Origin of the sequence: Streptosporangium sp. NPDC020072 (genome assembly GCF_040631445.1) — a bacterium.
Classification (GTDB): domain Bacteria; phylum Actinomycetota; class Actinomycetes; order Streptosporangiales; family Streptosporangiaceae; genus Streptosporangium.
Genome location: NZ_JBEYAB010000010.1, coordinates 38,105 through 61,854, shown reverse-complemented (window position 1 = coordinate 61,854; position 23,750 = coordinate 38,105). Strand labels below are relative to the sequence as shown.

At 70.4% G+C, this 23,750-nt stretch carries 20 protein-coding genes and 1 tRNA gene; 7 read left to right on the top strand and 14 right to left on the bottom strand.

The genetic code is table 11. The features are described 5' to 3' along the window. Positions 1 to 184 precede the first annotated feature (184 nt). The 10 genes from ABZ470_RS24310 to eno all read right to left on the bottom strand — a co-directional run bounded on the left by ABZ470_RS24310 (position 185) and on the right by eno (position 9,611). Positions 185 to 1,141 (bottom strand): hypothetical protein, encoded by a 957-nt coding sequence (locus ABZ470_RS24310; RefSeq protein ID WP_362914038.1) that lies wholly within the window; start codon positions 1,139 to 1,141, stop codon positions 185 to 187. Beyond that, a complete protein-coding gene (locus ABZ470_RS24305) occupies positions 1,138 to 1,725 on the bottom strand; it encodes a helix-turn-helix transcriptional regulator (protein ID WP_362776768.1) in 588 nt (195 codons plus the stop codon). The genes ABZ470_RS24310 and ABZ470_RS24305 overlap by 4 nt, the downstream gene beginning before the upstream one ends. A gap of 268 nt (positions 1,726 to 1,993) precedes the next feature. Continuing rightward, a tRNA-Leu gene (locus ABZ470_RS24300) sits at positions 1,994 to 2,066 on the bottom strand. Positions 2,067 to 2,270: 204 nt separating this feature from the next. After that, entirely contained in the window at positions 2,271 to 3,587 is a 1,317-nt protein-coding gene (locus ABZ470_RS24295) for an FAD-dependent oxidoreductase (protein WP_362914036.1), read from the bottom strand. A gap of 170 nt (positions 3,588 to 3,757) precedes the next feature. Beyond that, positions 3,758 to 4,555, bottom strand: coding sequence for a uracil-DNA glycosylase (locus ABZ470_RS24290; protein ID WP_362914034.1), 798 nt, complete (start codon positions 4,553 to 4,555; stop codon positions 3,758 to 3,760). A 162-nt stretch (positions 4,556 to 4,717) separates the two neighbouring features. Continuing rightward, the gene (locus ABZ470_RS24285; protein WP_362914032.1) at positions 4,718 to 6,061 is read right to left on the bottom strand and encodes a hypothetical protein; all 1,344 of its coding nucleotides are present in this window, start codon (positions 6,059 to 6,061) and stop codon (positions 4,718 to 4,720) included. Between the two features lie 201 nt (positions 6,062 to 6,262). Beyond that, on the bottom strand, positions 6,263 to 7,222 hold the full coding sequence (locus ABZ470_RS24280) for a Ppx/GppA phosphatase family protein (RefSeq protein WP_352013890.1): 960 nt from the start codon (positions 7,220 to 7,222) through the stop codon (positions 6,263 to 6,265). After that, on the bottom strand, positions 7,219 to 7,758 hold the full coding sequence (locus ABZ470_RS24275; RefSeq protein WP_352013891.1) for a DUF501 domain-containing protein: 540 nt from the start codon (positions 7,756 to 7,758) through the stop codon (positions 7,219 to 7,221). Before ABZ470_RS24275 ends, ABZ470_RS24280 begins: the two co-directional genes overlap by 4 nt. Before the next feature lie 40 nt (positions 7,759 to 7,798). Continuing rightward, positions 7,799 to 8,221 carry a septum formation initiator family protein gene (locus tag ABZ470_RS24270; protein ID WP_352013892.1) on the bottom strand — a complete coding sequence of 141 codons (423 nt, stop codon included), beginning with the start codon at positions 8,219 to 8,221 and terminating at the stop codon, positions 7,799 to 7,801. A gap of 112 nt (positions 8,222 to 8,333) precedes the next feature. Continuing rightward, the gene (gene eno / locus ABZ470_RS24265; RefSeq protein ID WP_352013893.1) at positions 8,334 to 9,611 is read right to left on the bottom strand and encodes a phosphopyruvate hydratase; all 1,278 of its coding nucleotides are present in this window, start codon (positions 9,609 to 9,611) and stop codon (positions 8,334 to 8,336) included. 112 nt (positions 9,612 to 9,723) lie between these two features. On the opposite strand from eno, the gene ABZ470_RS24260 reads away from it, so the two are divergent. Then, complete coding sequence (locus ABZ470_RS24260) at positions 9,724 to 10,488, top strand: methyltransferase domain-containing protein (protein WP_362914029.1); 765 nt, start codon at positions 9,724 to 9,726, stop codon at positions 10,486 to 10,488. 6 nt (positions 10,489 to 10,494) lie between these two features. Here the strand turns inward: ABZ470_RS24260 and ABZ470_RS24255 are convergent, their stop codons facing one another. Genes ABZ470_RS24255 through mfd form a run of 3 tightly spaced genes read right to left on the bottom strand, consistent with a single transcriptional unit; the run spans position 10,495 to position 15,661 of the window. Next, a complete protein-coding gene (locus tag ABZ470_RS24255; protein ID WP_362914027.1) occupies positions 10,495 to 11,472 on the bottom strand; it encodes a MazG family protein in 978 nt (325 codons plus the stop codon). A gap of 10 nt (positions 11,473 to 11,482) precedes the next feature. Next, positions 11,483 to 12,103, bottom strand: coding sequence for a SurA N-terminal domain-containing protein (locus ABZ470_RS24250; RefSeq protein WP_352013896.1), 621 nt, complete (start codon positions 12,101 to 12,103; stop codon positions 11,483 to 11,485). A 27-nt stretch (positions 12,104 to 12,130) separates the two neighbouring features. Then, positions 12,131 to 15,661: a transcription-repair coupling factor gene (gene mfd, locus ABZ470_RS24245; RefSeq protein ID WP_362914025.1), complete on the bottom strand. Its 3,531-nt coding sequence runs from the start codon at positions 15,659 to 15,661 to the stop codon at positions 12,131 to 12,133. Between the two features lie 213 nt (positions 15,662 to 15,874). On the opposite strand from mfd, the gene ABZ470_RS24240 reads away from it, so the two are divergent. The 3 genes from ABZ470_RS24240 to ABZ470_RS24230 all read left to right on the top strand — a co-directional run bounded on the left by ABZ470_RS24240 (position 15,875) and on the right by ABZ470_RS24230 (position 18,921). Next, positions 15,875 to 16,603, top strand: a complete 729-nt coding sequence (locus ABZ470_RS24240; protein WP_352013898.1) for a class I SAM-dependent methyltransferase — start codon at positions 15,875 to 15,877, stop codon at positions 16,601 to 16,603. A 78-nt stretch (positions 16,604 to 16,681) separates the two neighbouring features. Beyond that, positions 16,682 to 17,911 carry an adenylyl-sulfate kinase gene (gene cysC / locus ABZ470_RS24235; RefSeq protein ID WP_362914022.1) on the top strand — a complete coding sequence of 410 codons (1,230 nt, stop codon included), beginning with the start codon at positions 16,682 to 16,684 and terminating at the stop codon, positions 17,909 to 17,911. Between the two features lie 104 nt (positions 17,912 to 18,015). Next, on the top strand, positions 18,016 to 18,921 hold the full coding sequence (locus tag ABZ470_RS24230; RefSeq protein ID WP_362776789.1) for a sulfite exporter TauE/SafE family protein: 906 nt from the start codon (positions 18,016 to 18,018) through the stop codon (positions 18,919 to 18,921). On the opposite strand, the gene ABZ470_RS24225 is transcribed toward ABZ470_RS24230, so the two are convergent. Continuing rightward, positions 18,856 to 19,929 (bottom strand): hypothetical protein, encoded by a 1,074-nt coding sequence (locus tag ABZ470_RS24225; protein WP_352013901.1) that lies wholly within the window; start codon positions 19,927 to 19,929, stop codon positions 18,856 to 18,858. The two genes, ABZ470_RS24230 and ABZ470_RS24225, sit on opposite strands and share 66 nt — an antisense overlap. 340 nt (positions 19,930 to 20,269) lie before the next feature. Here ABZ470_RS24225 and ABZ470_RS24220 point away from each other — a divergent pair, with 340 nt between their 5' ends. The 3 genes from ABZ470_RS24220 to ABZ470_RS24210 are packed head-to-tail and all read left to right on the top strand — an operon-like array spanning position 20,270 to position 23,747. Further along, positions 20,270 to 21,541 (top strand): Wzz/FepE/Etk N-terminal domain-containing protein, encoded by a 1,272-nt coding sequence (locus tag ABZ470_RS24220; protein ID WP_362914020.1) that lies wholly within the window; start codon positions 20,270 to 20,272, stop codon positions 21,539 to 21,541. Continuing rightward, positions 21,538 to 22,830: a hypothetical protein gene (locus tag ABZ470_RS24215; protein WP_352013903.1), complete on the top strand. Its 1,293-nt coding sequence runs from the start codon at positions 21,538 to 21,540 to the stop codon at positions 22,828 to 22,830. Before ABZ470_RS24220 ends, ABZ470_RS24215 begins: the two co-directional genes overlap by 4 nt. Next, the gene (locus ABZ470_RS24210; protein ID WP_352013904.1) at positions 22,827 to 23,747 is read left to right on the top strand and encodes a hypothetical protein; all 921 of its coding nucleotides are present in this window, start codon (positions 22,827 to 22,829) and stop codon (positions 23,745 to 23,747) included. The genes ABZ470_RS24215 and ABZ470_RS24210 overlap by 4 nt, the downstream gene beginning before the upstream one ends. The last annotated feature ends 3 nt before the right edge of the window (positions 23,748 to 23,750 follow it).

The window sequence follows — 23,750 nt, the reverse complement described above, 5'->3', positions numbered from 1 at the left end:
GGGTCAATGGAAACGACCGGAGCGAGGGCGGGAAACGCCTCCCGGAATCGGCCGGTCGCTTCCGGAAACCGGCCGCCCGTGGATTTGTCGCGTTGTTTTCCCCACCCGGTGTCTCCGGTAAGGAAAACGACACGGTCACAGCGGGGAAAACAACCGTGCACCGTCGAAAGCGTGTTCCGCTCCATCAACCGAAGCGCTCGACGAGTCGCCGATAAGTGTCGAACGCGGGTTTAGGCCGGTAGTCGTCACCGAGAAGGCCGAACCGGTGGAACAGACCGGGTTTCGCACTGTCGGCATCCCGCAGGGCGAAATGGGTGTAGCCGCCGATGTTGAGCCGAGTGCGGTGGTCCGCGATCACCGTGACGATCGTCTCCAGGACCTCGGCCTGTCGCTGTGGACTCCGGTCAGGACCGGTCGGCCAGCCGTTCTCGGTGATCCACAGGGGGACCGACTCGTCGATGCCCGCCGGGGTGAGGCACCGGTCGCGGTGGTGGCCGAGCAGTCCCGCGACGGCCTCCGCCAGGCCGTCCGCCGGGGCGGGCTGGAAGACGTCGGGGAAGAAGTCGAGGCCGACGTAGTCGACGGCCTCGACGAAGCGCCGTCCGCCGTCGGCGGTGAGCGCGGCGACGAAGCCCTCGGCGGGGCCGAAAAGGGGCGTGGTGTTGAACCCGACCCTGAGGTGGTCCAGGCCCAGCAGGCGCGCCTCCTCCTTGGCCGCGACGACGCCCTCGACGAGGGCTTCGAGCACCCGGGGGTGGCCTCCGTCGTACAGCGGCAGGTTCGGCTCCTCCGTCACCTGGAGGGTCGCGACACGCGTCCCGTGACGGCGGACGAGGTCACGGACGAAGCCGACGTAGCCCGCGACGTCGCCGCTGTGGGAGCGGTACTGCGCGACCAGGTCGAGTGCGCGCCCGTCGGTGGCGTACCGTTCGACGCGCTCGGGGGCCTGCGGGTAGACGTCTCCGGGATCGGCGAAGCTGACGTAGCCGCGGACCAGGAAGGGCCCGCCGTCAGGGCGCAGGCGGGTGAGCGCCTCGGTGATCCGTCTCGGGTCGTCCGGAGGCCCCTGGAGCACGCCGCCGTTCTCGTCGCCGGCCGCTCCGCCGGGGTAGATCCCGAAGAGAAGGCCGTCCGATGTCATGTCAGGTCCTTTCGGTCGTCGGGCCAGGTCAGGCTTCCTGTGCGGATCTCCTCCGCGGCGCCGGTGACCCAGTCGAGTTCGCCACGGGTCATGTGCAGGGCGTATTCGGCCTCGATGACGAACAGGCGGGGCACCTGTCCCGAGGCCAGCGCGTCGTCGAGGGCCCGCCGGTCCTCGGCCATGGCGGCGCGCAGCCGTTCGGCCCGCTCCAGCAGCGCCGCCCGCGCGCGCTCGGGGCCGAGGGCGCCGAGGTAGGCGACGGCGGTGAGGAAGAGGGGATATTCGCGCCGGGGAACGCGGATCTGCTCGTCGAGCCGACGTACGAAGGCGTCCCTGCCCGCCTCGGTGATCGCGTAGACCGTGCGAGCCGGTCTGTTGCCCTCCTGGACCCTGGCCTTCTCGACGATCCACCCCTCCCCCTCAAGGGCCGTGACCACGTCGTAGAGCGAGCCCCGGTTGATCCGGACGCTGGCGTCCTTGCCGCGTTCCCGCAGCACGACGGCCATCTCGTAGGGGTGCATGGGCCTTTCGAGCAGCAGCCCCAGCACTCCCAGGGCCAGAGGGTTGTCCACACTTCGAGCCATAGTCGCCTCCTGATAGCAGGAACCGACTATAGGAGGCGCCGTACGGCACCGCAACGGCGCCCGAAAACGCCCTGAACAGATCACGACATCCGGCCGATCTGGAAGACCGGGATTTCCGCGCCATAATTTGGCCGACAGGACCACATACGATCCGCGCGCAAACGACGGGACAACACGAAACGCCCCGACCCGGGGTTTTCCCACACAACAGAGCGGCCCGTGACCGATTTTTCCTGGTCACGGGCCGAACTTCGCGGATCACTACGAGTGCCCCCGGAGGGACTCGAACCCTCACTCGAACCCTTTTAAGGGGTTTGCCTCTGCCATTGGGCTACGGGGACGCCGTAATCATACGTAACTGACCACTCATCAGAGGAGCACAACTTTGTATCAGGCGTCACACAAACCATGCCACAGCGTTCCGATCTCCGAGACCGCCCCCAGTCCCGGCCGTACGGCGTGAACGCGCGAGCCCCCTCCCGGAACGGACCGGGAAGGGGCTCGCGACGGACGGCGGCCACCTTCGGGGGGCCGCCGGGTGGCCGTCAGGTCCTGGCCGCGCTGCGGAACTCCTCACGGGGCGCCTCGATCTCACCGAGCGAGACGGTCTCCCGCTTGAAGAACAGCGCGAGGGTCCAGTCCATCGTCACGCGGACCTTGCGGTTGACGGTCGGCACCCGCGACAGGTGGTAGGTGCGGTGCATGAACCAGGCGAGCAGCCCACGGAGCTTGACCCCGTAGACGTTGGCGACGCCCTTGTGCAGGCCGAGCCCGGCGACCGAGCCGACGTACTTGTGGCGGTAGTCGGCCAGCGGCTGGCCGTGCAGGTGCCGGGTGATGTTGTCGGCCAGCACCTTGGCCTGCCGTACGGCGTGCTGGGCGTTGGGCGCGCAGTACTGACCGGGGCTGGTCACGTCGGGCACACCGGCCACGTCGCCCGCCGAGAAGGCGTCCTCGACGCCGGCCACGGTCAGCCGGGTGGTGGTCTTGATCCGGCCGCGCTCGTCCAGGGGCAGGTCCCCGGCGTTGACGACGGGGCTGGGCTTTACCCCCGCGGTCCAGACGATGGTGGCCGCCTCGAACTCCTCACCGTCGGAGAGCTTCACCAGGCCGCCCTCGCAGGAGTCGAGGCGGGTGTTCATCTTGACCTCGATGCCGCGCTCACGCAGCTGCTCGGCGGTCCACTTGCCCATCTCGGGGCCGACCTCGGGCAGGATGCGGTCCGTCGCCTCGACGAGGACCCAGCGCATGTCCTTGCGGGAGACGTTGCGGTAGTAGCGGACGGCGTCGACGGCCATGTCCTCAAGCTCGGCCAGCGCCTCGACGCCCGCGAAGCCGCCGCCGACCACGACGAACGTCAGCGCCCTGCGGCGCAGCGCCTCGTCCTCGTCGGTCTCGGCGCGGTCGAGGAGTTCGAGTACCCGGTTGCGCAGCGCGATGGCCTCACCGACCGTCTTGAAGCCGATCGCGGCGTCGGCCAGACCCGGGATGGGCAGCGTGCGCGAGACCGATCCCGCCGCCATGACGAGGATGTCGTAGCCGATGTCGTGCGGGGTGCCGACGTTCGGCTCGAAGGCCACGGTCTTGGCCGCGTGGTTGACCTTGGTGACCTTGCCGTTGAGGATCGTCGCCTTCGACAGCACCCGCCGCAGCGGGACGACGACGTGCCGGGGCGAGAGGTTTCCCGCCGCCGCCTCGGGAAGGAACGGCTGGTAGGTCATGTGGGATTCGGGGGTGAGAACGGTGATCCGGACGCTACCGTCGCGCAGTTCCTTACGAAGGGTGTGCTGCAGACGCAGCACGGTGTAGAGCCCGACGTAACCTCCGCCGACGACCACGATGTGCTTGGCGGTACGGTTCACTTCGACGCCATCCTTAGGTCGATGCCTTGTGAAAGCTTTCACAAGCATACGTCTCCCTCGAAAACCAGACCAGGCACCCCCTGTGTAACTTTCGCCATAGTTTCCAGAACGGCGAGAAAATCCGGACATTTCAGAGCGAAGTTTTGACGATCTTCTCTTTGTGATCGAGTTCACAAGCTCCGCAACACATTTGCCCTGGTCAGAAGGGTGTCGAGCATCTCGGCCGTCACCCGGCCGGTGAACGTGTTCTGCTGGCTCGGGTGGTAGCACCCGAGAAGACGGGCCGTTTTCCCGCCACGGGAGATCTCGACCTCGGCGCCGTGTCCGAAGGGCGGCCTGCGGGAGGGCAGGACGTACCCGGCCTCCCGCAGCGCGGGCCAGATCGCCTGCCAGGCGAATCCCCCGAGCACGACGATCACCCGGACACTGTCGGCGACCAGTTCGATCTCCCTGGCCAGCCAGGGGAAGCAGGCCGTACGCTCGGCCGGCTCCGGCTTGTTGCCCGGCGGGGCGCAGCGCACCGAGGCCAGCATCCGGGCGCCGACGAGCCTCTGCCCGTCCCCGGCGCGCGTGCTGGTCTCCTGTACGGCGAGCCCCGTCCGGTACAGCGAGGCGAACAGCCAGTCCCCGCTGCGGTCACCGGTGAAGATCCTCCCGGTGCGGTTGCCGCCGTGCGCCGCGGGGGCGAGCCCCACGATGAGGACCTCCGGCCTGTCCTCCCCCCACCCGGCGATGGGCCTGCCCCAGTAGGCCTCCTCCGCGAAGGCCCGCCGTTTGACCGTCGCCACCTCCTCCCGCCAGGCGACCAGGCGTGGGCAGGCCCGGCAGACGGACTGCCTGGCGGTCAGTTCACCGAGCGTACGGCTCGCCGCCGCCAGCCGTACGACCTGGGCGGGGTCGTGGGCGACGGGGGTGTCCGGCAGGGCGGGGTCTTCGGGCCAGCCGGACCCCGGAGGAACGAATGTCATGTCCTCGATCGTGCCAGGAGGAAACATGCCCTTAACCTCGGGCACGCGAAAGCGGCGCCCGCCTGAGGCGAGCGCCGCTCTCTCAACTCGTTTCCGCCCCCGCGTCAGACGTGGGACGGGCCGTCACGGAGCCGGGAGGGTTCCCCCGGCACGCGCTCAGGCTTAGCAGACCGCGTTGAAGTTCACCGACTGCGAGCCGGCCCCGTCGATCGCCAGCTTCGCGCTGCCGCCGTGGGTGCCGTTCGTCGCCTTGGTGAAGGTCACGGTCTTGGTGCCGGCCTCGGTGAAGACCAGCGGGCCGGACTCGACGGTCACGCCGTCAACGGTCCAGCGGTAGGTGAGCGTGGTCGCGCCACTGGCGTAGATCTGGCCGGAGCCGGACAGGGAGGCCGCAGGGCAGGCGCCCGCGGTCTGCGTGGCCGAGACGCTCTCGCCCACGACCCAGACCTTCACCTCGGGAGCGGGGGCCTGGCAGGTGACCTTGCCCTCGACGGTGCCGGTGGTCGAACCACGGTAGAGCTCGATCGCCCGCTTGCTCGTCCCGGAGGCCGAGGCGCCCCAGGAGTCGGTCACGGTGCGGGACTGGTAGCCGTGGCCACCGAAGTAGACGTCCTGCCAGGAACCGGCGACGCCGTCACGGATCCAGCGGTACTTGACGCTGCCACGACCCTCGGAGACCGAGATCGTGCCGGTGAAGTTACGGGTGACCGGGCAGGTGCCGGTGTAGGAGTCGGGAGCGCTGACGGACGCGGTCACCTTCGGCGACTCGTCCTTGCACCAGACCCTGAAACCGACGCGGTTGGAGGAGTTCTGAACCGGGTCCACGATCTCCAGAACGGCCCAGCCGCTGAGGCTGTGACGCGGCCTGATCACGTGGAACACCTTGGTCGAGCTGCTGACGCGGACGACGTCACGGTCGACGACGTCACCGTTGACGACCCAGCGGTACCGCACCCAGGTGGGGCTGGAGGCGGTGATGCGGCCGACCAGCGTGGCCTGGCAGTTGCCCTCGTTGACCCACGCGCGGGCGCCGACGCCGACCTGGATGACTTCCTTGCCGCCGCCCTCGTCGCCACCACCACAGGAAACCCGGAAGCTTCCCTTCTTGGAGGTCGCGCCCCTGGGGGCCAAGACCTGCAGGGCCTGCCAGCCCTTGACGTCACCCTTGAACTTCGAGGTCTCCTTGACGGTGACCGACTTGTTGCCCTTGCCCTTCAGAACAAGGGTCTTGACCTTGCTCTTGGAGCCGTCGCCGCGCAGCCAGCGGTAGGCGACGGTGGTCCGGGAGGCGACGGCCTTCACCTTGACGGTCGAGGAGAAGGTCACGTTGACGGGGCAGTCACCCTTGTAGTTCGAGGGGGACGCCTTGGGGGTGCCGACCGAGACCGCGGGCCTCGGCTTGGCGACGGCCGTGGCGGCCGTCTGGGTGGATGCGCTCGCAGCGGCCGCGGGCGAGGCCATCAGGGCCGTCGCCATCGTCGCCAGCATGGCCGTGCCGGCGCTCACCGCGGCTAGCCTGCGTGCTAGTCCGGACTTCATGAGGGGTTGCTCCGTTTCGTTAGGAAGCGAATGCGCTCCGGAGACGGTTGCCGCCCCGACACCAGCTGTGCCGGGCCCCACGGCAAAGCCTCGCTAAAGCCCCTTTACCTAATCATGAACGGAACGATCTCTCAATACCCCATCAACAAGTCAAATGTCTAGATCTCATTAAAGTTTAGATGTCAGCCATGCGATTCCATCGAGGATGTCACGTTCGCTGACAACGACTTCGTCGAATCCGTACCGCTGCAGGACGCGGTCGAGAATGAGGGCACCCGCGCCGATGACGTCCACCCGGCCGGGATGCATGACCCCTATGGCCGCGCGTTCCTCGTGGGTCATCCCCAGCAGCCGGCGGGAAATCTCATGCGCCCGATTTGCCGGAATTCGCGAGTGGTGAATTTTATCCGGGTCATATTCCGGCAGGTCAAGCGCTATTCCCGCGACGGTCGTCACCGAGCCCGCGAGACCCACCAGCGTCAGCGCCCGCTCTACCGGAACCTTCTCCGCGACCCGGTCGAGCGCGTCGTCGATGTCGGAGGTGATGGCCTCGACCACCTCGGGGGACGGCGGCGCCGTCGAGCCCCGCAGGTGCCGCTCGGTCAGCCTGACGCAGCCGATGTCCACCGAGATCGCCTCCTCGGCGTGCGTCGAACCGAGCACGAACTCGGTCGAGCCACCGCCGATGTCGAACACGAGGTAGGGCGGCCTGGTTCCCTCCGGGGTCGGCAGGCCGGTCTCCGGCGAGAGCCGTACCAGGTCGCGGGTGGCCCCGGTGAAGGACAGCTCGGCCTCCTCGGCTCCGGTGATCACCTCGGGCTCGACGCCGAAGATCTCCCTGACACCGTCGACGAAGTCCTGGCGGTTGGCGGCGTCCCTGGTCGCGCTGGTGGCGACGACCCGCACCGCCGAGGCGCCGTGCCGTTCGATGAGCCCGGCGTAACCGCGCATCGCGGCGAAGGTGCGTTCGAGCGCCTCCGGGGCCAGCCTGCCGGTCCTGTCGACGCCCTGTCCCAGCCTGACGATCTCCATCTGACGCTCGACGTCGGTCAGGACGCCCCCGTCGATGTCGGCGATGAGCAGGCGGACGGAGTTGGTGCCACAGTCGATCGCGGCGACACGGGTCACATGGTCTCCTCGTTGGTTGTCGTGTCTGAAGACTGGGTTTCCCCGGCGCAGCAGGGGCCGTCCGCCCACCACTCGCCGAGCGCGTCCAGCGCCTCGCGGCCGAACGGGTTGGTCCCCGGCGCCGCCAGTTCGTGCCCGACCAGGGCGTGCAGGCACTTGACCCTGACCGGCATGCCCCCGGTGCTCTGCATGTCCCTGGGCAGCGGCTCGATGCCCAGCTCGGCCGCGGCCTTGTCGCGGCGCGCGACGTAGTCGTCGTGCGCGGCCTGGTAGGCCCGGGCCAGCTCGGGGTCCTCGGCCAGCCTGGCCTGCATGTCCCGCATCATCCCCGAGGTTTCGAGCCTGCCGATGGCCGAGGCCGCCCTGGGGCAGGTCAGGTAGAACAGCGTCGGGAACGGCGAGCCGTCGGGCAGCCTGGGAGCCGTCTCGACCACGTCCGGCAGTCCACACGGACAGCGGTGCGCGACCGCCCGCAGACCCCGTGGGGTCCGGCCGAGCTGCCGCTCCACAGCCGCGACGTCGCGGTCGTCAACCATCTGTGACACCCCCTGAAAGACGACATCCAGGGTATCGGGGTCATCCGCCGGTCCCGGCCACCTTCGCACCGGTTCCCGAGTCCGCCGCCTCGACCGACTCCCAGAGCGTCTGGTACCACGGCGACGTCACGGCCTTCTTCCCCCCGGCCGGGATGCTTCCGCCCTGCCCCTGGCTCTGGCCCTGCCGTTCCCGCATGACGACGTAGCACTTGCGGCCCGGGTCGCAGTAGAAGAGCCGCTCCCTGCCCTGCCGCTTGATGTAGCCGGGGTCGAAGTGCTGGCGGTAGCGGTCCTCCTGCTCCTTGATCTCGGCCAGTTCCCTGGCCCGTTGCTGTTCGAGCTGGGCGATGTAGCGCCGCTGCGCGACGTACTCCCTGATCGGATAGGCGAGGCTCATGGCGATCGCGCACACCACGATCGCGAGGACCGCGGCCCGTCCCGTCAACTGCGGCCGTCTCGCCACCCGCGCCTCCCCGTCCCCGCTCGCTTCGCCCGCCTCGCCGTACGGCCGGGCCCTGAGCGCCCGCCGTATGGCTCGCGCCCGAGCAAATCGGGCGCAAGCCATACAGGCGAAACTACCGCTGGAAGCGCGGGAAAGCGGCGCGACCCGCGTAGCGGGCGGCGTCGTCGAGCAGTTCCTCGATGCGCAGCAGCTGGTTGTACTTGGCCACGCGGTCGGAGCGGGCCGGGGCGCCGGTCTTGATCTGACCGCAGTTGGTGGCCACGGCGAGGTCGGCGATCGTGGTGTCCTCGGTCTCGCCGGAACGGTGGCTCATCATGCAGCGGTAGCCGCTGCGGTGCGCCAGGTCGACCGCCTCGAAGGTCTCGGTCAGGGTGCCGATCTGGTTGACCTTGACCAGCAGGGCGTTGGCGGTGCCCTCGGCGATGCCCCGGCCGAGCCGCTCGGGGTTGGTCACGAACAGGTCGTCACCGACGATCTGGATCTTGTCGCCGAGCGCCTTGGTGATGGCCTTCCAGCCCTCCCAGTCCTCCTCGTTCAGCGGGTCCTCGATGGAGACCAGCGGGTAGTTGGCGACCAGGTCCTCGTAGAAGGCCACCAGTTCGGCGGAGGAGAGGCCCTTGCCGTCGATGGTGTAGACGCCGTCGGAGTGGAACTCCGAGGCCGCGACGTCGAGCGCGAGGGCGACGTCCTCACCGGGCACGTAACCCGCCCGCTCGATGGCGACCAGGATCAGGTCGAGCGCGTCACGGTTGGAGGGCAGGTTGGGCGCGAAACCGCCCTCGTCGCCGAGCCCGGTGGCGTAGCCCTTCTCCTTGAGCACGGCCTTGAGCGCCTGGTAGACCTCGGTGCCCATTCGCACGGCCTCACGGAACGACTCGGCTCCGATCGGCGCGATCATGAACTCCTGGATGTCGACGTTGGTGTCGGCGTGCGCGCCACCGTTGAGGATGTTCATCATCGGCACGGGCAGCACGTGCGCGTTCGGGCCACCGAGGTAACGGAACAACGGCAGCTCCGCGCTCTCGGCCGCCGCCTTCGCCACGGCGAGGGAGACGCCGAGGATCGCGTTCGCGCCGAGACGGCTCTTGTTCGGCGTGCCGTCGAGGTCGATCATCACCTGGTCGATGCTGCGCTGCTCGGCCGCGTCGAACCCGAGAATCTCGTCGGCGATCTCGTCGGTCACCCCGAGCACGGCCTTCTCGACGCCCTTGCCGCCGTAGCGGTTGTCGCCGTCACGCAGCTCGACGGCCTCGAACTGACCGGTCGAGGCACCACTCGGCACCGCTGCGCGCCCCTCGCTGCCGTCGTCGAGCAGGATGTCGACCTCAACCGTCGGGTTGCCCCTGGAGTCAAGGATCTCGCGGGCGGTGACACCCTCGATGGAAGCCACGAAGCGCTCCTAAAGTCGCAGGACAGATTGCCGCAGAAGCCTATCGAGGCCTACCTCCCAGTACGGTGGGCGGCTTCCCCCTTCGAATTCCGGATGTGCTCAAATCAGAACCATGAGCCAAGCCACGGCACTCGACCGGGTCCGTGAACTGCTGGACCCCACCCTGCTCGACCTGGCGGGACGGGACGCCACGGCCGGCGGCTACCTGGACCTGCTCGGCGCGGAGCCCGCCGGATCGCCCGTCCAGTGGCTGATGCGTTCGGGATTCCTGCCGGGGATCTACGAGCGGGTCTGGCGCCCGGCGGTCCTCGGGGCGATGAAGGGCCCCTTCGGGCCGGGCACCCGCCAGGAGCTGGCACTGGTCGGCAGGATGCTCGAACTCGGACCCGGCGACCGGGTGCTGGACGTCGCCTGCGGGCCGGGCAACGTGACCCGGGCGCTGGCGGACGGCGTCGGCCCCGCGGGCCTGGCCGTCGGCCTGGACGCCTCGGCGTCGATGCTCGCCCGCGCGGTGCGCGACACCCGGGCGCGTGACCTCGGCAACGTCGGCTACGTCCGGGGTGACGCCGCCGGCCTGCCGTTCCTGCCCGGCTGCTTCGACGCGGTCTCCTGCCTGGCGGCGCTCTACCTGTTCGAACACCCCTTCGAGGCTCTCGCCGGGATGGCCAGGGTCCTCAGGCCGGGCGGCAGGATCGCCGTCATGACGACCAGGCGGGTGCCGTACGGCGGGCCGCTCAACGCCCTCGTCGGCGTGGCCTCGGGGGTGCGCCTGTTCGGGGACGAGGAGGTGGTCGAGGCCCTGAACAGGCTCGGCTTCTCCGGCCTGCGCCACCGCGCCTACGGCCTCGTCCAGTTCGTCAACGGCCGTCTGGTCTGACCCGGTTCAGGCTTCCCCGGTCTCCCCCGCCTCCCAGGCGCGGACCCGGTCGCGGTAGCGGCGGGCGGTGGCGCGCAGTTCGGCCTCGGGGTCGAGACCGGCCTCGTGCGCCCGCCGTACGAGGGCGAACAGGCGCGCTCCCAGGTCGTCTCCGGCGGCCTCGGGATCGACGAGCAGGCCGTCCGGTGCGCCGACCCGCTCCGCGCGCCGGATGAGCTGCGCCGCCAGGGAGAGAGCGGGCTGGCCCATCGGGACCCCGTCGAGGACGGACCCGGCGTCGCCGTCGTTCTTGGCCGCGCGCTCGGCGGCCTTGATGGCCTCCCAGTTGTCGCCGACCTGCTCGGCGCCGGTGACCTTGACGTCCGCGAACACGTGCGGGTGGCGGCGGACGAGCTTGGCGACGATCCCGTCGGCCACGTCGTCGATGTCGAACCCGCCCTCCCCCGCGGAGCGCTCACGGGCGAGCCTCGCGTGGAAGGCCACCTGGAGGAGCAGGTCGCCGAGTTCCTCACGCAGCGCGGCGTGGTCGCCCTCCTCGATGGTCTCCAGCACCTCGTAGGCCTCCTCAAGGAGGTACGGCGCCAGCGACTCGTGGGTCTGTTTGGCGTCCCACGGGCAGTTCGTCCTGAGACGGTCCATCACCTCGACCAGGTCGAGCAGCCGCCCGCCCGGCAGGTCGTACGACCCCGGCACCACCTCGATCACCGGCGGGTCGTCGAGGGCGAGCGCCGCGTGCCCGACCGCGCGCATCAACGCCTCGTCGGCCCCGAGCCAGACCACGGTCCCGTCACGGGCCTCGCGCACCAGGGCCGCCGGATCGGGCTCGACGACCTCGACGGTGACGCCGGCCTCCTCCAGATGGGGCAGGTGCGGATGTCCGGCGGAGCCGGTGCGCACCGGCCCCTCCCTCAGGACCTGCCACGCGTGGTGGCTGAGCAGCCCGGGGGCGACCCTGGGCGAGGTGGTGACGACGATCAGGGGCATGCCCCCGAGACTACTGGGCCCGTGCGGCGGGAGGGATCGCGCCGAAACGGCCCGCGTCCACGAACAGCTGCGGAGACTGCTCGCTGCGGTTGTCGTTCAGCACGCCGTAACGCGGGCTCCAGGTGACCTTGACGGCCTGCAGGTCCTTGATCGCCTGGGCCTGGCCCCGCTGGAGCGCCTCCTGGTCGGCGCCGCCGCCGTACTTGGCCATGAGCTTGGTGAGCATCAGACCGGCCTTGGTGAACTCGCGCGAGTGCGACGGCGCGACGGCCTGCTGGAGCATCCGCTGCTCGTGCTGGGCCTCGCCACCGGAGGCGGCGACCACCTGGTCGATCTCGGCCTCGGTGACCGTGATGCCCTGCCGCTCGGCCGCCTTGGTGTACTGCTTGGCGGTGGCCAGCTGGAACAGCACCACCTGCGGGACGCTGCCGGGGAACTGCAGGTCAGCGGGGGAGACGTTGGCCTTGGCGAGGGCCTCCTCGTACTCCTTGACGCTGCTGTCCAGCTCGCCGGTGCTGATCCGCTCACCGCCGACGATGGCGGCGGTGCCTGCCTGCCCCGGAGAGCAGGCGGTCAGCGCGGCTCCTGCGGCGGCGACCGCCAGGATGACGCGCAGTCGAGTCGACTTCACTTGCGATCCCTTCACGACAGACGCCGTTTACTTTACCGGCTGGTTCTCAAGGAACATCGCCTGGACCAGGTCACCGCACCACCTGAGCAGGTCCAGGTCGCGCAGCGGCTGGCCGCCGAGCGGCCTGGTCTTCGGCACGGGTACGAGCAACGTACCGGCCGCCTGCTTCAGCAGTGCCTTCGGGTACAGCCTCTGCAGCCTGACCTGCTGGGAGTCCCTCAGGTCCACGGGGGCGAAGCGGATGTTCTGCCCCTGGAGGGTGACGTCGGTCAGCCCCGCCATACGGGCCCGGATCCTGAAGCGGGCGACCTCAAGGAGGTTCTCGACCGGCTGGGGCGGCCTGCCGTACCGGTCGAGGAGCTCGTCACGGACCGCGGCGACCTGCTCGTCGGACTCGACGGCGGCGATGCGCTTGTAGGCCTCCAGGCGCAGCCGCTCGGAGGTCACGTAGTCGTGCGGGATGTGCGCGTCGATCGGCAGCTCGACCTTGACGTCGGCGCGTTCCTGGGTGACGGGGGCGCCGGACAGCTTGGCCTTCTGCTCCTGGACGGCCTCGGCCATCATCCGCACGTACAGGTCGAAGCCGACTCCCGCGATGAACCCGGACTGCTCGGCGCCGAGGATGTTGCCCGCGCCCCGGATCTCCAGGTCCTTCATCGCCACGTACATGCCCGCGCCCATCTCGGTGTGCTGGGAGATGGTGGCCAGGCGCTCGTGGGCGGTCTCGGTGAGCGGCTTCTCCGGCGGGTACAGGAAGTAGGCGTAGCCGCGCTCACGGCCACGCCCGACCCGGCCGCGCAGCTGGTGGAGCTGGGACAGGCCGTAGTTGTCGGCCCGGTCGACGATCAGCGTGTTGGCGTTGGGCACGTCCAGGCCCGACTCGACGATCGTGGTCGAGACGAGCACGTCGAACTCACGCTCCCAGAAGCCCACCATGATCCGTTCGAGCTGGTGCTCCTGCATCTGGCCGTGCGCGACGGCGATCCTGGCCTCGGGAACCAGTTCGTGCAGCATGGCCGCGACCTTGTTGATGCTGGAGACCCGGTTGTGCACGAAGAACACCTGGCCGTCGCGCATCAGCTCGCGCCGGATGGCGGCGGCGATCTGCTTGTCGTCGTACGGCCCGACGAAGGTGAGGATCGGGTGCCGCTCCTCCGGCGGGGTGAGGATCGTCGACATCTCCCGGATGCCGGTGAGGCCCATCTCCAGTGTGCGCGGGATCGGCGTCGCGGACATGGCCAGCACGTCGACCTGGGTCCGCAGGTGCTTCATGGCCTCCTTGTGCTCGACGCCGAAGCGCTGCTCCTCGTCGATGATGATCAGGCCGAGCTCCTTGAACCTGATCTCCGGGGAGAAGAGCCTGTGGGTGCCGATCACCACGTCGACGGAGCCCTCACGCAGTCCCTCCATCGTCGCCTTGGCCTCGGCGTCCGTCTGGAAGCGCGAGAGCGGCCTGACGTTCAGCGGGAATCCGGAGAAACGCTCGGTGAAGGTCGACAGGTGCTGCTGGACCAGCAACGTCGTGGGCACGAGCACCGCGACCTGCTTGCCGTCCTGGACGGCCTTGAACGCCGCCCGCACCGCGATCTCGGTCTTGCCGTAGCCGACGTCGCCGCAGATCAGCCTGTCCATCGGGACGGCCCGCTCCATGTCGCGCTTGACCTCGTCGATGGCCTCCAGCTGGTCGCCGGTCTCGGCGTAGGGGAAGGCGTCCTCCATCTCCCGCTGCCAGGGGGTGTCGGTCCCGAAGGCGTGCCCGGGTGAGGCCATCCTGGCGGAGTAGAGGCGGATCAGCTCCCCGGCGATCTCCTTGACCGCCTTCTTGGCCTTGGTCTTCGCCTTGGCCCAGTCGGCGCCGCCCATCCGGTTGAGCGTGGGGGCCTCTCCGCCGACGTAGCGGGTGACCTCGTCGAGCTGGTCGGTCGGCACGTAGAGGCGGTCGCCCTTGGCGTACTCGATCACGAGATACTCGCGGGTCGCGCCCTGCACGGTCCGCTGCGCCATCTCGACGTAGCGTCCGACGCCGTGCTGCTCGTGCACCACGTGGTCGCCGACCTTGAGCTGGAGCGGATCGACCATGTTGCGCCGCTTGGAGGGCAGCCTGCGCATGTCCTTGGTCGAGGCCTTCTGCCCCACCAGGTCCAGATGCGTCAGTACGGCCAGCCCCGGCGCGACGAAACCGTGCTCGACCAGGCCGGTCGTGACGTGCACGACCTTGGGGTCGGGGGCCGTGTCGAGCCCGGCCTCAAGACGGGCGGGCAGGTCCACGCCCTTGAGCAACTCGACCATGCGCTCGGCGGGACCGTGGCCCTCGCTGAGCAGCACGACGGCCCTGTCCTCCTCAAGCCAGCCCTTGATGTCGCCGAGTGCCCGCTGGGTGTCGCCCCGGTAGCTCTCCGCCTCCTTGGCGGGCAGGAGCAGCCCGTCGCCCAGGTCGTCGCCGCCGAACGGCGCGATCGACCACCAGGGCTGGCCCAGCTCCCGCGCGTGGTCGCGGACCTCCTCAAGGCTGCGGAAGGCCGCCGCCCCGAGGTCGATGGGCGCCTCGCCGCCCGAGGCGGCGTTGATCCACGACGCCTCAAGGAACTCCTGGCTGGTGCGCACCAGTTCCTCCGCCCGTCCCCTGATGCGCTCGGGGTCGCAGACGAACACCGCGGCGCGCGCGGGCAGGTGGTCGACCAGCAGGTCCATCTCCCCGGCGAGCACTGGCGCGAACGCCTCCATGCCCTCGACGGCGACCCCCTCGGCCAGCTGCCCGAGGATCTCGGTCAGCGCCGGGTGCTCCTCGGCCAGCAGCCGTGCCCGCTCCCTGACCTCCTCGGTCAGCAGCAGTTCCCGGCAGGGGGCCGCGAACAGGCCGCCCTCGGCCACCTCAAGGGAGCGCTGGTCGGCGACCTTGAACCAGCGGATCTCCTCGACGGTGTCGCCCCAGAACTCAAGGCGCAGCGGGTGCTCCTCGGTGGGCGGGAAGACGTCGAGCAGCCCGCCCCTGACCGCGACCTCGCCGCGCTTCTCCACCATGTCGACCCGGCTGTAGCCGTTCTCGACGAGCTGGGCGACGACGGCGTCGAGGTCGGCGTCCTGACCTGCGCGCAGCCGTACCGGGCGCAGGTCGCCCAGGCCCCGCACGATCGGCTGGAGCACGGCCCTGACCGGGGCGACGATCACCCGCAGCGGCCCGGCGGCGGCGTCGCCCGCGACGGGGTGCGCCAGCCTGCGCAGTACGGCCAGCCGCTGCCCGACCGTGTCGCTGCGCGGTGAGAGGCGCTCGTGCGGCAGGGTCTCCCAGGCGGGGAAGACCGCGACCGAGTCACCGTCGATGAGGCTGGTCAGCGCCGCGGCGAGGTCCTCGGCCTCGCGGCCGGTCGCGGTCACCGCGAGAACGGTCCGCGCGCCGTCCTCGGCCCCGTCCCTGGACAGCGCGGCCACGGTGAACGGCCGCAGCGCGGGCGGCGCGATCAGCGAGACGTCGGAGAGGTCGCCCCCGCGCACGTCACGAAGGACGGAGGCCAGCTTCGGCTCTCCAGCGACAAGGTCAAGTAGTCCGGAAAGGCTCATCAGATTCGCCCACAGCCCCACGACGGCAACACGGCAGGCCCCGGGCCGGGTCCGGCACGGGGCTCTCCCAGGCTACCGGTGTTCGCCCACGGTGTTCCGGCCCGCCGTCCGCCCGGTGGGCACGTGGGGCCCCTGGGGCGGGGACCGCAATCGTCACCGTCGGGCGATGGCCAATGCGCGACTATCGGTGCGCAATTGACTACTGTCGGTTGCATGTCTGAGGTACGGTCGGTCGTCTCGCGGGACGACATATTCAGCAGGCGGATTCGTGAGCAGGCGGCGGGGCAGCCCGGCAGACGGCTGGACATCCTGGTCGCCGGGTGCGGATGGCCGGAGCCGCTCGACCTCGAAGGGGTCCAGGCGCGGGTCACCGGGATCGACGAGGACCTGCCCGCGCTGCGGGTGAGCGCGGGGGCCCGCAAGGACCTCGACGCGCTGGCGCTGGGAGATCTGCGCTCGGTGCCCGTGCCGCCCCGCGCGTTCGACGTCCTGCACGTACCGTTCCTGCTCGAACGGATCGAGCACCCGGAGCTGGTGCTCGACCGGCTGCTCGCCGGGTTGCGCCCGGGCGGCCTGGTGCTGCTGCGGATGCGCGACCGCGCCTCGGCCTACGGCACGTGCGAACGGCTGCTGCCCAACGTGCTACGGCGGCTGCTGTGGCCGAAGCTGGCCCCCGAGGGCGCGGTCGGCCCGCTGCGCCCCTTCTACGGCGAGATCACCTCGCGCGAGGGAATGCACTCCTACTGCCTGACACGCGGCCTGATGGTGACCGACGACGTGTCGGCCACGAGCGGCCCGGCGCTGAGCGGGCCGAAGCACGCCCTGGTCAAGCTCGTCTGCTCCATGGTCGAGACCGTCTCCCGGGGGCGGCGGCCCGCCTCGCACGACGAGATCACCATGGTCGTCCGCAAGCCACAGAACCACTTCGCCCGGTTGATATGAGCCGGAGGGGTTGGTGTGGGACAACTGGAGTAGGTAAGGTGATGAAATCCGACTAAGTTGATCGGGATTGTGGAGCAGATGACGGCCCCTTTCGAGTGGACCCCCGACGCCCATGAGCTGGCCGACCTGGAGCTGCTGCTCTCCGGTGCCTTCCAGCCTCTGACGGGCTTCATGAGCTCGGCCGACGCGCACTCCGTCGACGGGCACGGCGTCCTGACGGACGGCACGAGCTGGCCCGCGCCGGTCACGTTCGCGCTGCCCGACGACCACCCGGCCGCCCCCGGCGACCGGGTCACGCTGCGCGACCCCGAGGGCGCCGCGCTGGCCGTGCTCACCGTCACCGACCGTCACGACGGCCTCGTCGCCGGTCCGGTCGAGGCGCTCGACGCCCCGGAGCACGGCCCCTTCGCCAGGTTGCGCCTCACCCCGGCGGAGATCCGCAAGGAGCTGGGTGAGCGGCCCGCGCTCGCGGTCACCATGCGCGGCCCGCTGGACGACCTCGGCGAGATCGAGGCGACCGCGCGGGAGCTGGGCGCCGTGGTGCTGCTGCTGCCGCTGGCGTTCGGTGAGAACGGCCCCGCGGTGGTCCGCGCGGCGCTGAAGGCGCGTGAGAGGCTCGGCGAGGACGCCCTCCTGGCCGTGGTGCCCCTGGCCCGCAGAGACGACCCCAGCATCGATCTGGAGCTGCGTGAGCGTGTCGCGGAGGCCTACGGCGCCACCGAGCACCTGGCGGGCCCCGAGCCGGTGACGCTGCCCGGCCCGCCGCACCGGCGCGGCCTGGTGGTCTTCTTCACCGGCCTGTCCGGCTCAGGGAAGTCCACCGTGGCCAGGGGCCTGCGGGACGCGCTGCTCGAACGCGGCGGCCGTACGGTCACCTATCTGGACGGGGACGTGGTCAGGCGGCTGCTGTCCGCGGGGCTGACCTTCTCCAAGCAGGACCGCGACCTGAACATCCGCAGGATCGGGTTCGTCGCCGCGGAGGCGGCCAGGCACGGCGGGCTGGCGATCTGCGCGCCCATCGCGCCCTACGCCGCGACCCGCGAGGAGGTCAGGGAGATGGTCGAGGCGGTCGGCGCCGACTTCCTGCTGGTCCACGTGGCCACTCCGCTCGAAGAGTGCGAGCGCCGTGACCGCAAGGGGCTCTACGCCAAGGCGCGCGCGGGTCTCATCCCCGAGTTCACCGGGATCTCCGACCCCTACGAGGAGCCCGACGACGCCGACCTGGTCGTCGACACCACCTCGATCAGTGTGGACCAGGCGGTACGGCAGGTGCTCGACCCGTTGATCCGGGGAGGGTGGGTCCGTTGACCCCGGGGCCCGGGGCGCCGGGCCCCCGCAACGGGCGGCCCCGCGCCGCCCGCCACACAGTGACCCTGAATGACCCAGAGTGACCGAGAAATGGTGAGCGACCGATGGCCATCGACATCCCCCTGGCAGCCGGCTCCTTCATCGTCGCGATCATCGTCGGGCTGACCGGCATGGGCGGCGGCGCGTTGATGACGCCGATGATGCTGCTGTTCTTCAACGTCCCTCCCCTGGCCGCCGTCTCCAGCGACCTGGTCGCCTCCGCCGTCATGAAGCCGGTGGGCGGGGTCGTCCACATGCGGCGCGGGACGGTGAACCTGCGCCTGGTCGGCTGGCTGTGCGCGGGCTCGGTGCCCGCGGCCTTCTGCGGGGTCTTCGCCGCCAGGGCCTTCGGGGACGGCGAGCAGGTCCAGGAGGTGGTCAAGTACGCCCTGGGCGTCGCCCTGCTGCTGGCGGTCGTCGGGCTGGTCACCAAGGCCTGGATGTCACGTGACGACCAGGGGAAGGCCTCGGCGGAGCTGTCGTCCATCGTCGTGCGCCCTATTCCGACCTTACTGGTCGGTACGGTCGGAGGCTTGGTCGTCGGCATCTCGTCGGTCGGCTCGGGTTCGCTGATCATCGTGGCGCTGCTCGCGCTGTATCCGGCGCTGAAGGCCAACCAGCTCGTCGGCACCGACCTGGTCCAGGCCGTGCCGCTGGTCGCCTCGGCCGCCCTCGGCCACCTGCTGTTCGGCGACTTCCAGCTGTCCATCACCACCTCCCTGCTGGTCGGCTCGATCCCCGGTGTCTACATCGGCGCCAGGATCTCCGCCTGGGCACCGGGCGGCGTCATCCGCGCGCTGCTCGCGGTCGTGCTGCTCGCCTCGGCGCTGAAGCTCCTGGGCGTCGGCAACACGGCCCTGCTGTGGAGCGTCGGCGGGATGTCCGTCGTCGGCGCCGTGGCCTGGTCACTTCTGCGGAACCGCGGGGGCGCGCAGGTCGGGGTCGTGCGCGAGGCCGGAAAAGGCCTGTAGGGCCCCCGGGGTGGTGTCGAAGCGGGTGTCCCCCCTCGGGGCGTGCGGCGAGTCGAAGTAGACCAGCGCCTTGATCCGGGGATAGTCGCGCACCTGCCGCCGTGCCCCGGCGAAGAACCTCTCCTTGAAGGCGGGGTCGCCCGGCCGCTCGAACACGCCCCACTCGGCGAGCATGACGGGCTTGCCCGGCAGGTGCGCGTTCATCCACCGGTAGGCCCCCGGCCAGCGGGCGAACCCCTCGCGGGTCCTGTCGACCAGGTCGCCGAAGTTCCGCACCCGCTCGTCGGCGTAGGGGTCCATCGCCACCCAGTCGACCACGTCGTCGCCAGGGTAGAGCCGGTCGAACCAGGGGCTCGCCCCCCAGTTGGGCGCGCCCATGTAGGTCATGACCGTGACCGCGTTGCGCACGCCGTCCCCCCGCAGGCGCAGCACCACGTGCCGGAACATCGCGGCGTAGTCCTCGGCGGTCATGCCCGAGCCCGGGCGCTGCCGTACGTCGTTCTCCGGCTCGTGATGGACGGTGAGGAAGAACCTCTCGGGGAAGCTCCCGGTGATGTGCGCGGCCAGCCGGTCGATGCGGGAGTCGATCGCGCCCTTGGCGATCTGCGCCCAGGTGTGGTCGAGGGACGGCTTCCAGTTGACCAGCAGGATTCTGCGGCCCTTCGGGTCACGGGCGATCCGGCGCTCCTGAGGGGTCGGGAACAGCTCGGTGCCCCGGTGGTAGAGGTGCACGATGTCGGCGCGGCGGCCCATGCGCCGTTCGGCGCGGGCGATCGCCCGCTGCGGGGGCCTGCCGGTGAAGATCTCCGGCGCGATCCCCCACCAGGCGCCGCAGGCGGGGACGAGCTTGGCGTCGACCGCGCAGGCGGACGGCCTCACGTCGGCCCGTGCCGGAGTGCTCCGCGGCCGGTCGCGGGAGGCGCCCTCGGAAGGAGCGCACGCCCCGGTTCCGAGCACCAGCGCCAGACCCGAAACGGCGAACAACGCCTTCCGCGAAAAAAGCCGCATCGCGGCATCACACAAATACACCGTCAGAACCACCGTTTCCTCACGAACATTCCGACCATTCCGGTCATTCCGGTTTCTGGCTCCGCGGTCACCGCCGCGCCCCAAGCCTGCCACCGCGTGGACGTGCCACGTCACCGGCTTCGACGTTCCCGAGCCGCCCCCGCATGGCAATCGCAAGGAAATATCGGATAAATGGTGTTTATTTTCTTTCGGCCGCGACGGCGCCCGTCACGAAAATCTTGTGTATCGGATCGAGAAAACAGCAGGCGGACCTATAGTTCCTAGCGTTCGAAATCATCGAACCCTCATATCAAACCCCCTCGAAAAGGACTCGAAACATATGAGCCCTCCGCCGGACGCCTCGGTCCGCCGCTCCGGCGGAGACCTGACGGACTACGTGTCCTTCCTCCGCCGCCGCTGGCCGACCATCCTGTTCCTGCTCGCCGGTGGCGCGGGCGCGGGTGCCGTGCTGCTGTGCGTGATCCCCCCCTCCTACACCGCCTCGGCCCAGGTGCTGGTCACCCCGACGGGCCTGCAGGAGCAGACGAACCAGGTCACCAACCGGCAGCGCGAGGCGCTCAACCTCGACACCGAGGCCCAGGTCGCCCAGTCCGCCGTGGTCGCGAGAAAGGCCGGGCGCACGCTCGGCGGCACCCCGGGGCCGGTGGAGGTCTCCGTGCCCCCGAACACCTCGGTCCTGGACATCTCCTACACCGCCTCCGACCCGGCCGCCGCGGCGGCGGGAGCGGGAGCCTACGCCAGGGCCTACCTGGACAACCGGCGCGAGGCCGCGGCACGGGCGATGGACGCCCAGCTGGGGGCGCTCCAGTCCAAGCTGAAGCAGGTCAACGCGAGCCTGTCCGCCGTGGTCGCCTCGCTCCCCAGCCTGCCCAAAGGTACGGCGGAGCGGACCCTGGCCGCGCAGCGGCAGAACGTCCTCGGCCGCCAGGTCTACAACCTCACCGTGAAGTACGACGCGCTGCGGACGGTGGCCGTGACCCCCGGCACCGTGATCAGCGAGGCCGTCCCCCCGGCCGCCCCCAGCCAGCCAAGCCCGCCCCTCTACCTCGGCAGCGGCCTGATGGCCGGGCTCCTGACCGGGGTCGGCCTCGCCTGGCTCCGCGACCGCCCCGCCAGGCAGAACGCGCCCGCGACCGGAGGGACGGGACCCGGCGCCGTCCTGCGGGCACGCCCCGAGGAGATCGAGAGACTGGCGGGCGAGGAGGGCGCGGTGCTGCTGGTCAGCGTCGCCGGGATCTCCCCACGCGGAATGGCGCGGGCCGTACGGCGACTCGGAAGGCAGGGCATGCCGGTGGTCGGAGGCCTCCTCACCCCCCCGCCTCCCCCGCAGCGAACGGTGGAGCGCCCCGCCCAGCAGATCCCGCCGCAACCCCCGCAGGACACACCGCGCCATACGCGCAGCGTCGCGTCGCGCCGTGACGAGGCCCCCGGCGACTGGCCCACCTCCTTCCCGGTGAGCCGCCCGACGCCCCGCTCCGCCGGCCGTGCCCCGGAGAGCGTCCCCGAGCCGGGCAGATGGGTCGCCGGGGCCTCGATGCCCACCGTGCCGATCAGGACGTTGTCCCCGCCAGAGACGGCCTTCCCCCCGTGAGAGGCCTGGACCGGGCGGCCTGGCCGATCGCCGCGCTGCTCGTCGGCTACCCCGTCTGGTGGGCGCTCGGTTTCGGCGGCCTGTCGATCGTCGTGCTGGCCCCGGCGATGGCGGCGGTGCTGTGGCGGCGACGGCCGATCAGGGTTCCCCGGGGGTTCGGCCTCTGGCTGATGCTGCTGGCCGGTTACCTCATCAGCGCGCTCATGCTGGGGGAGATGCCGCCGGGGACCTACGGCGACTTCGGTCTCGGGCGGGTGCTCGGCTACCTGATGCGCCTGGCCCTGTACGTCTCCCTGCTGATCATGGTCCTCTACCTGGGCAACCTGACCCAGCGGGAGCTCCCCCAGCTCACTCTGGTGCGCATGCTCGGCGCGCTGTTCGTCACGACCGTCGTGGGCGGCCTGCTCGGGGTTCTCGTCCCCGGCGCCGACCTCACCTCACCGGTCGAGATGGTGCTGCCCCACTGGATCGCCGACAACCCCTACGTGCACAACCTGATCCACCCGACCACGGCCCAGGTGCAGAAGGTCCTCGGCCACGCCTCCCCCCGCCCCGAGGCCCCCTTCGAATGGGCCAACGCCTGGGGAAGCAACGTCTCGGTGCTGCTGGTCTGGTTCGTGGTCGGCTGGTGGACGTACGGCGGGCCGCGCAGACGCCTGGCCGTGGCCCCGCTGCTCGCGCTGTGCGCCGTCCCGGTCGTCTACTCCCTGAACCGGGGCCTGTGGATCGGCCTCGGGGTCGCGGCCGTCTACCTGCTGCTGCGCCTGGGCGCGCGGACCCGGATCATGGCCTGCTCGGCCATCGCCGCCGGGGCGCTGCTGCTGCTCCTGAGCCCGTTGCGCACCCTGGTCGCCGAGCGGCTGGACAACCCGCACAGCAACGACATCCGCGCCTTCACCGTCTCGGCGACCGTCGCCGCGGCGCGCACCTCGCCGATCATCGGCTACGGCAACACCAGGAACGCCATGGGCAACCACAACACGATCACCACCGGCAGGACCGACTGGTGCGAGGGGTGCGGCCATCCACCGCTGGGCAGCGACGGTCAGCTCTGGCACCTGATGATCACCCAGGGGTTCGTCGGGGCCGGGCTGTACGTGGCGTTCTTCGTCGGGGCGATCCGCCGCCACTGGCCCGACCGGAGCCCCGTCGGCCTGGCCGGGGTGCTGGTGATGATCCTGACCCTGCTCTACATGTTCGTCTACGACGGGCTGGTCACACCGCTCAGCCTGTATCTGATCTCTTTCGCGCTGCTCTGGAGGAACTCGATGACGAGTGGGGCCGCATGAACGACACCCGTGTCCGGCTGCGCTACCTCACCAGGACGGTCGGCCTGCTGTTCCCCTCGGAAGGCGAGCCCCGCCCCTACAGCCTGCTCCCCCACCGCACGCTTCCCCGCAGGCTGGCGCCCCGCGCGTGGTGGCACCCGGGAAGGAGGGTGCTGGTGCCCTCCGGGGACGACACCATCGAGACCTACCTGAGCCAGGCGCTCGGCACCCCGATCCGGGTCGTGCTGCACGTCCGTCCCCCCAGGCGCGCCAACCGCAAGCCGATCCTCGAAGCCCACGCGCGGGACGGGCTGGCCGCCTTCGTGAAGATCGGCGACACGCCCCGGGTCCGTGACCTCGTCACACACGAGGCGCGCACGCTCGCCATGCTCGCCGACATCCCCCTGAAGACCGTCGTCGCCCCGACCGTGCTCCACCACGGGACGTGGCGCGGCCTGTCCGTGCTCGCGCTGTCCCCCCTGCCCGTACGGCGGAACGCCCGAGCGACCCCCGTGCCCGGCCGCCTCCTCGTCGAGGCCGTCACCGAGATCGGCCACCTGCCCGTCCCGCACAGGCGGGGCTTCGCCTGGCACGGCGACTTCGCCCCCTGGAACATCGCACGCGCGGCGGACGGCAGGCTGCTGGTGTGGGACTGGGAACGGTTCGGCACCGGTGTCCCGTTCGGCTTCGACGCCGTCCACCACCTCTTCCACCGCCTGCTGCGCCGCAACGGCCCGGCGACGACCGCCAGGGCCTGTCTCGCCCAGGCCCTTCCCGCGCTGGCCCCCTTCGGGCTCTCCGCGGCCGAGGCCAAGCTGACGGTGATCCGCTACCTGATCGCGCTGGCTGACCGGCACGCGGCCGACGGCCACGCCCCTCTCGGCCCGCCGGAGCGCTGGCTCAACCCCACCGTCGACTTCCAGGAGCTCCTGTCGTGAAGC

Excerpts from the sequence above, each read along its gene's own strand:
- ABZ470_RS24310 (WP_362914038.1), bottom strand. The coding sequence starts at position 1,141 with ATGACATCGGACGGCCTTCTCTTCGGGATCTACCCCGGCGGAGCGGCC.
- ABZ470_RS24305 (WP_362776768.1), bottom strand. The coding sequence starts at position 1,725 with ATGGCTCGAAGTGTGGACAACCCTCTGGCCCTGGGAGTGCTGGGGCTG.
- ABZ470_RS24290 (WP_362914034.1), bottom strand. The coding sequence starts at position 4,555 with ATGACATTCGTTCCTCCGGGGTCCGGCTGGCCCGAAGACCCCGCCCTG.
- ABZ470_RS24275 (WP_352013891.1), bottom strand. The coding sequence starts at position 7,758 with ATGGTTGACGACCGCGACGTCGCGGCTGTGGAGCGGCAGCTCGGCCGG.
- ABZ470_RS24260 (WP_362914029.1), top strand. The coding sequence starts at position 9,724 with ATGAGCCAAGCCACGGCACTCGACCGGGTCCGTGAACTGCTGGACCCC.
- ABZ470_RS24255 (WP_362914027.1), bottom strand. The coding sequence starts at position 11,472 with ATGCCCCTGATCGTCGTCACCACCTCGCCCAGGGTCGCCCCCGGGCTG.
- mfd (WP_362914025.1), bottom strand. The coding sequence starts at position 15,661 with ATGAGCCTTTCCGGACTACTTGACCTTGTCGCTGGAGAGCCGAAGCTG.
- ABZ470_RS24240 (WP_352013898.1), top strand. The coding sequence starts at position 15,875 with ATGTCTGAGGTACGGTCGGTCGTCTCGCGGGACGACATATTCAGCAGG.
- cysC (WP_362914022.1), top strand. The coding sequence starts at position 16,682 with ATGACGGCCCCTTTCGAGTGGACCCCCGACGCCCATGAGCTGGCCGAC.
- ABZ470_RS24230 (WP_362776789.1), top strand. The coding sequence starts at position 18,016 with ATGGCCATCGACATCCCCCTGGCAGCCGGCTCCTTCATCGTCGCGATC.
- ABZ470_RS24225 (WP_352013901.1), bottom strand. The coding sequence starts at position 19,929 with ATGCGGCTTTTTTCGCGGAAGGCGTTGTTCGCCGTTTCGGGTCTGGCG.
- ABZ470_RS24220 (WP_362914020.1), top strand. The coding sequence starts at position 20,270 with ATGAGCCCTCCGCCGGACGCCTCGGTCCGCCGCTCCGGCGGAGACCTG.
- ABZ470_RS24210 (WP_352013904.1), top strand. The coding sequence starts at position 22,827 with ATGAACGACACCCGTGTCCGGCTGCGCTACCTCACCAGGACGGTCGGC.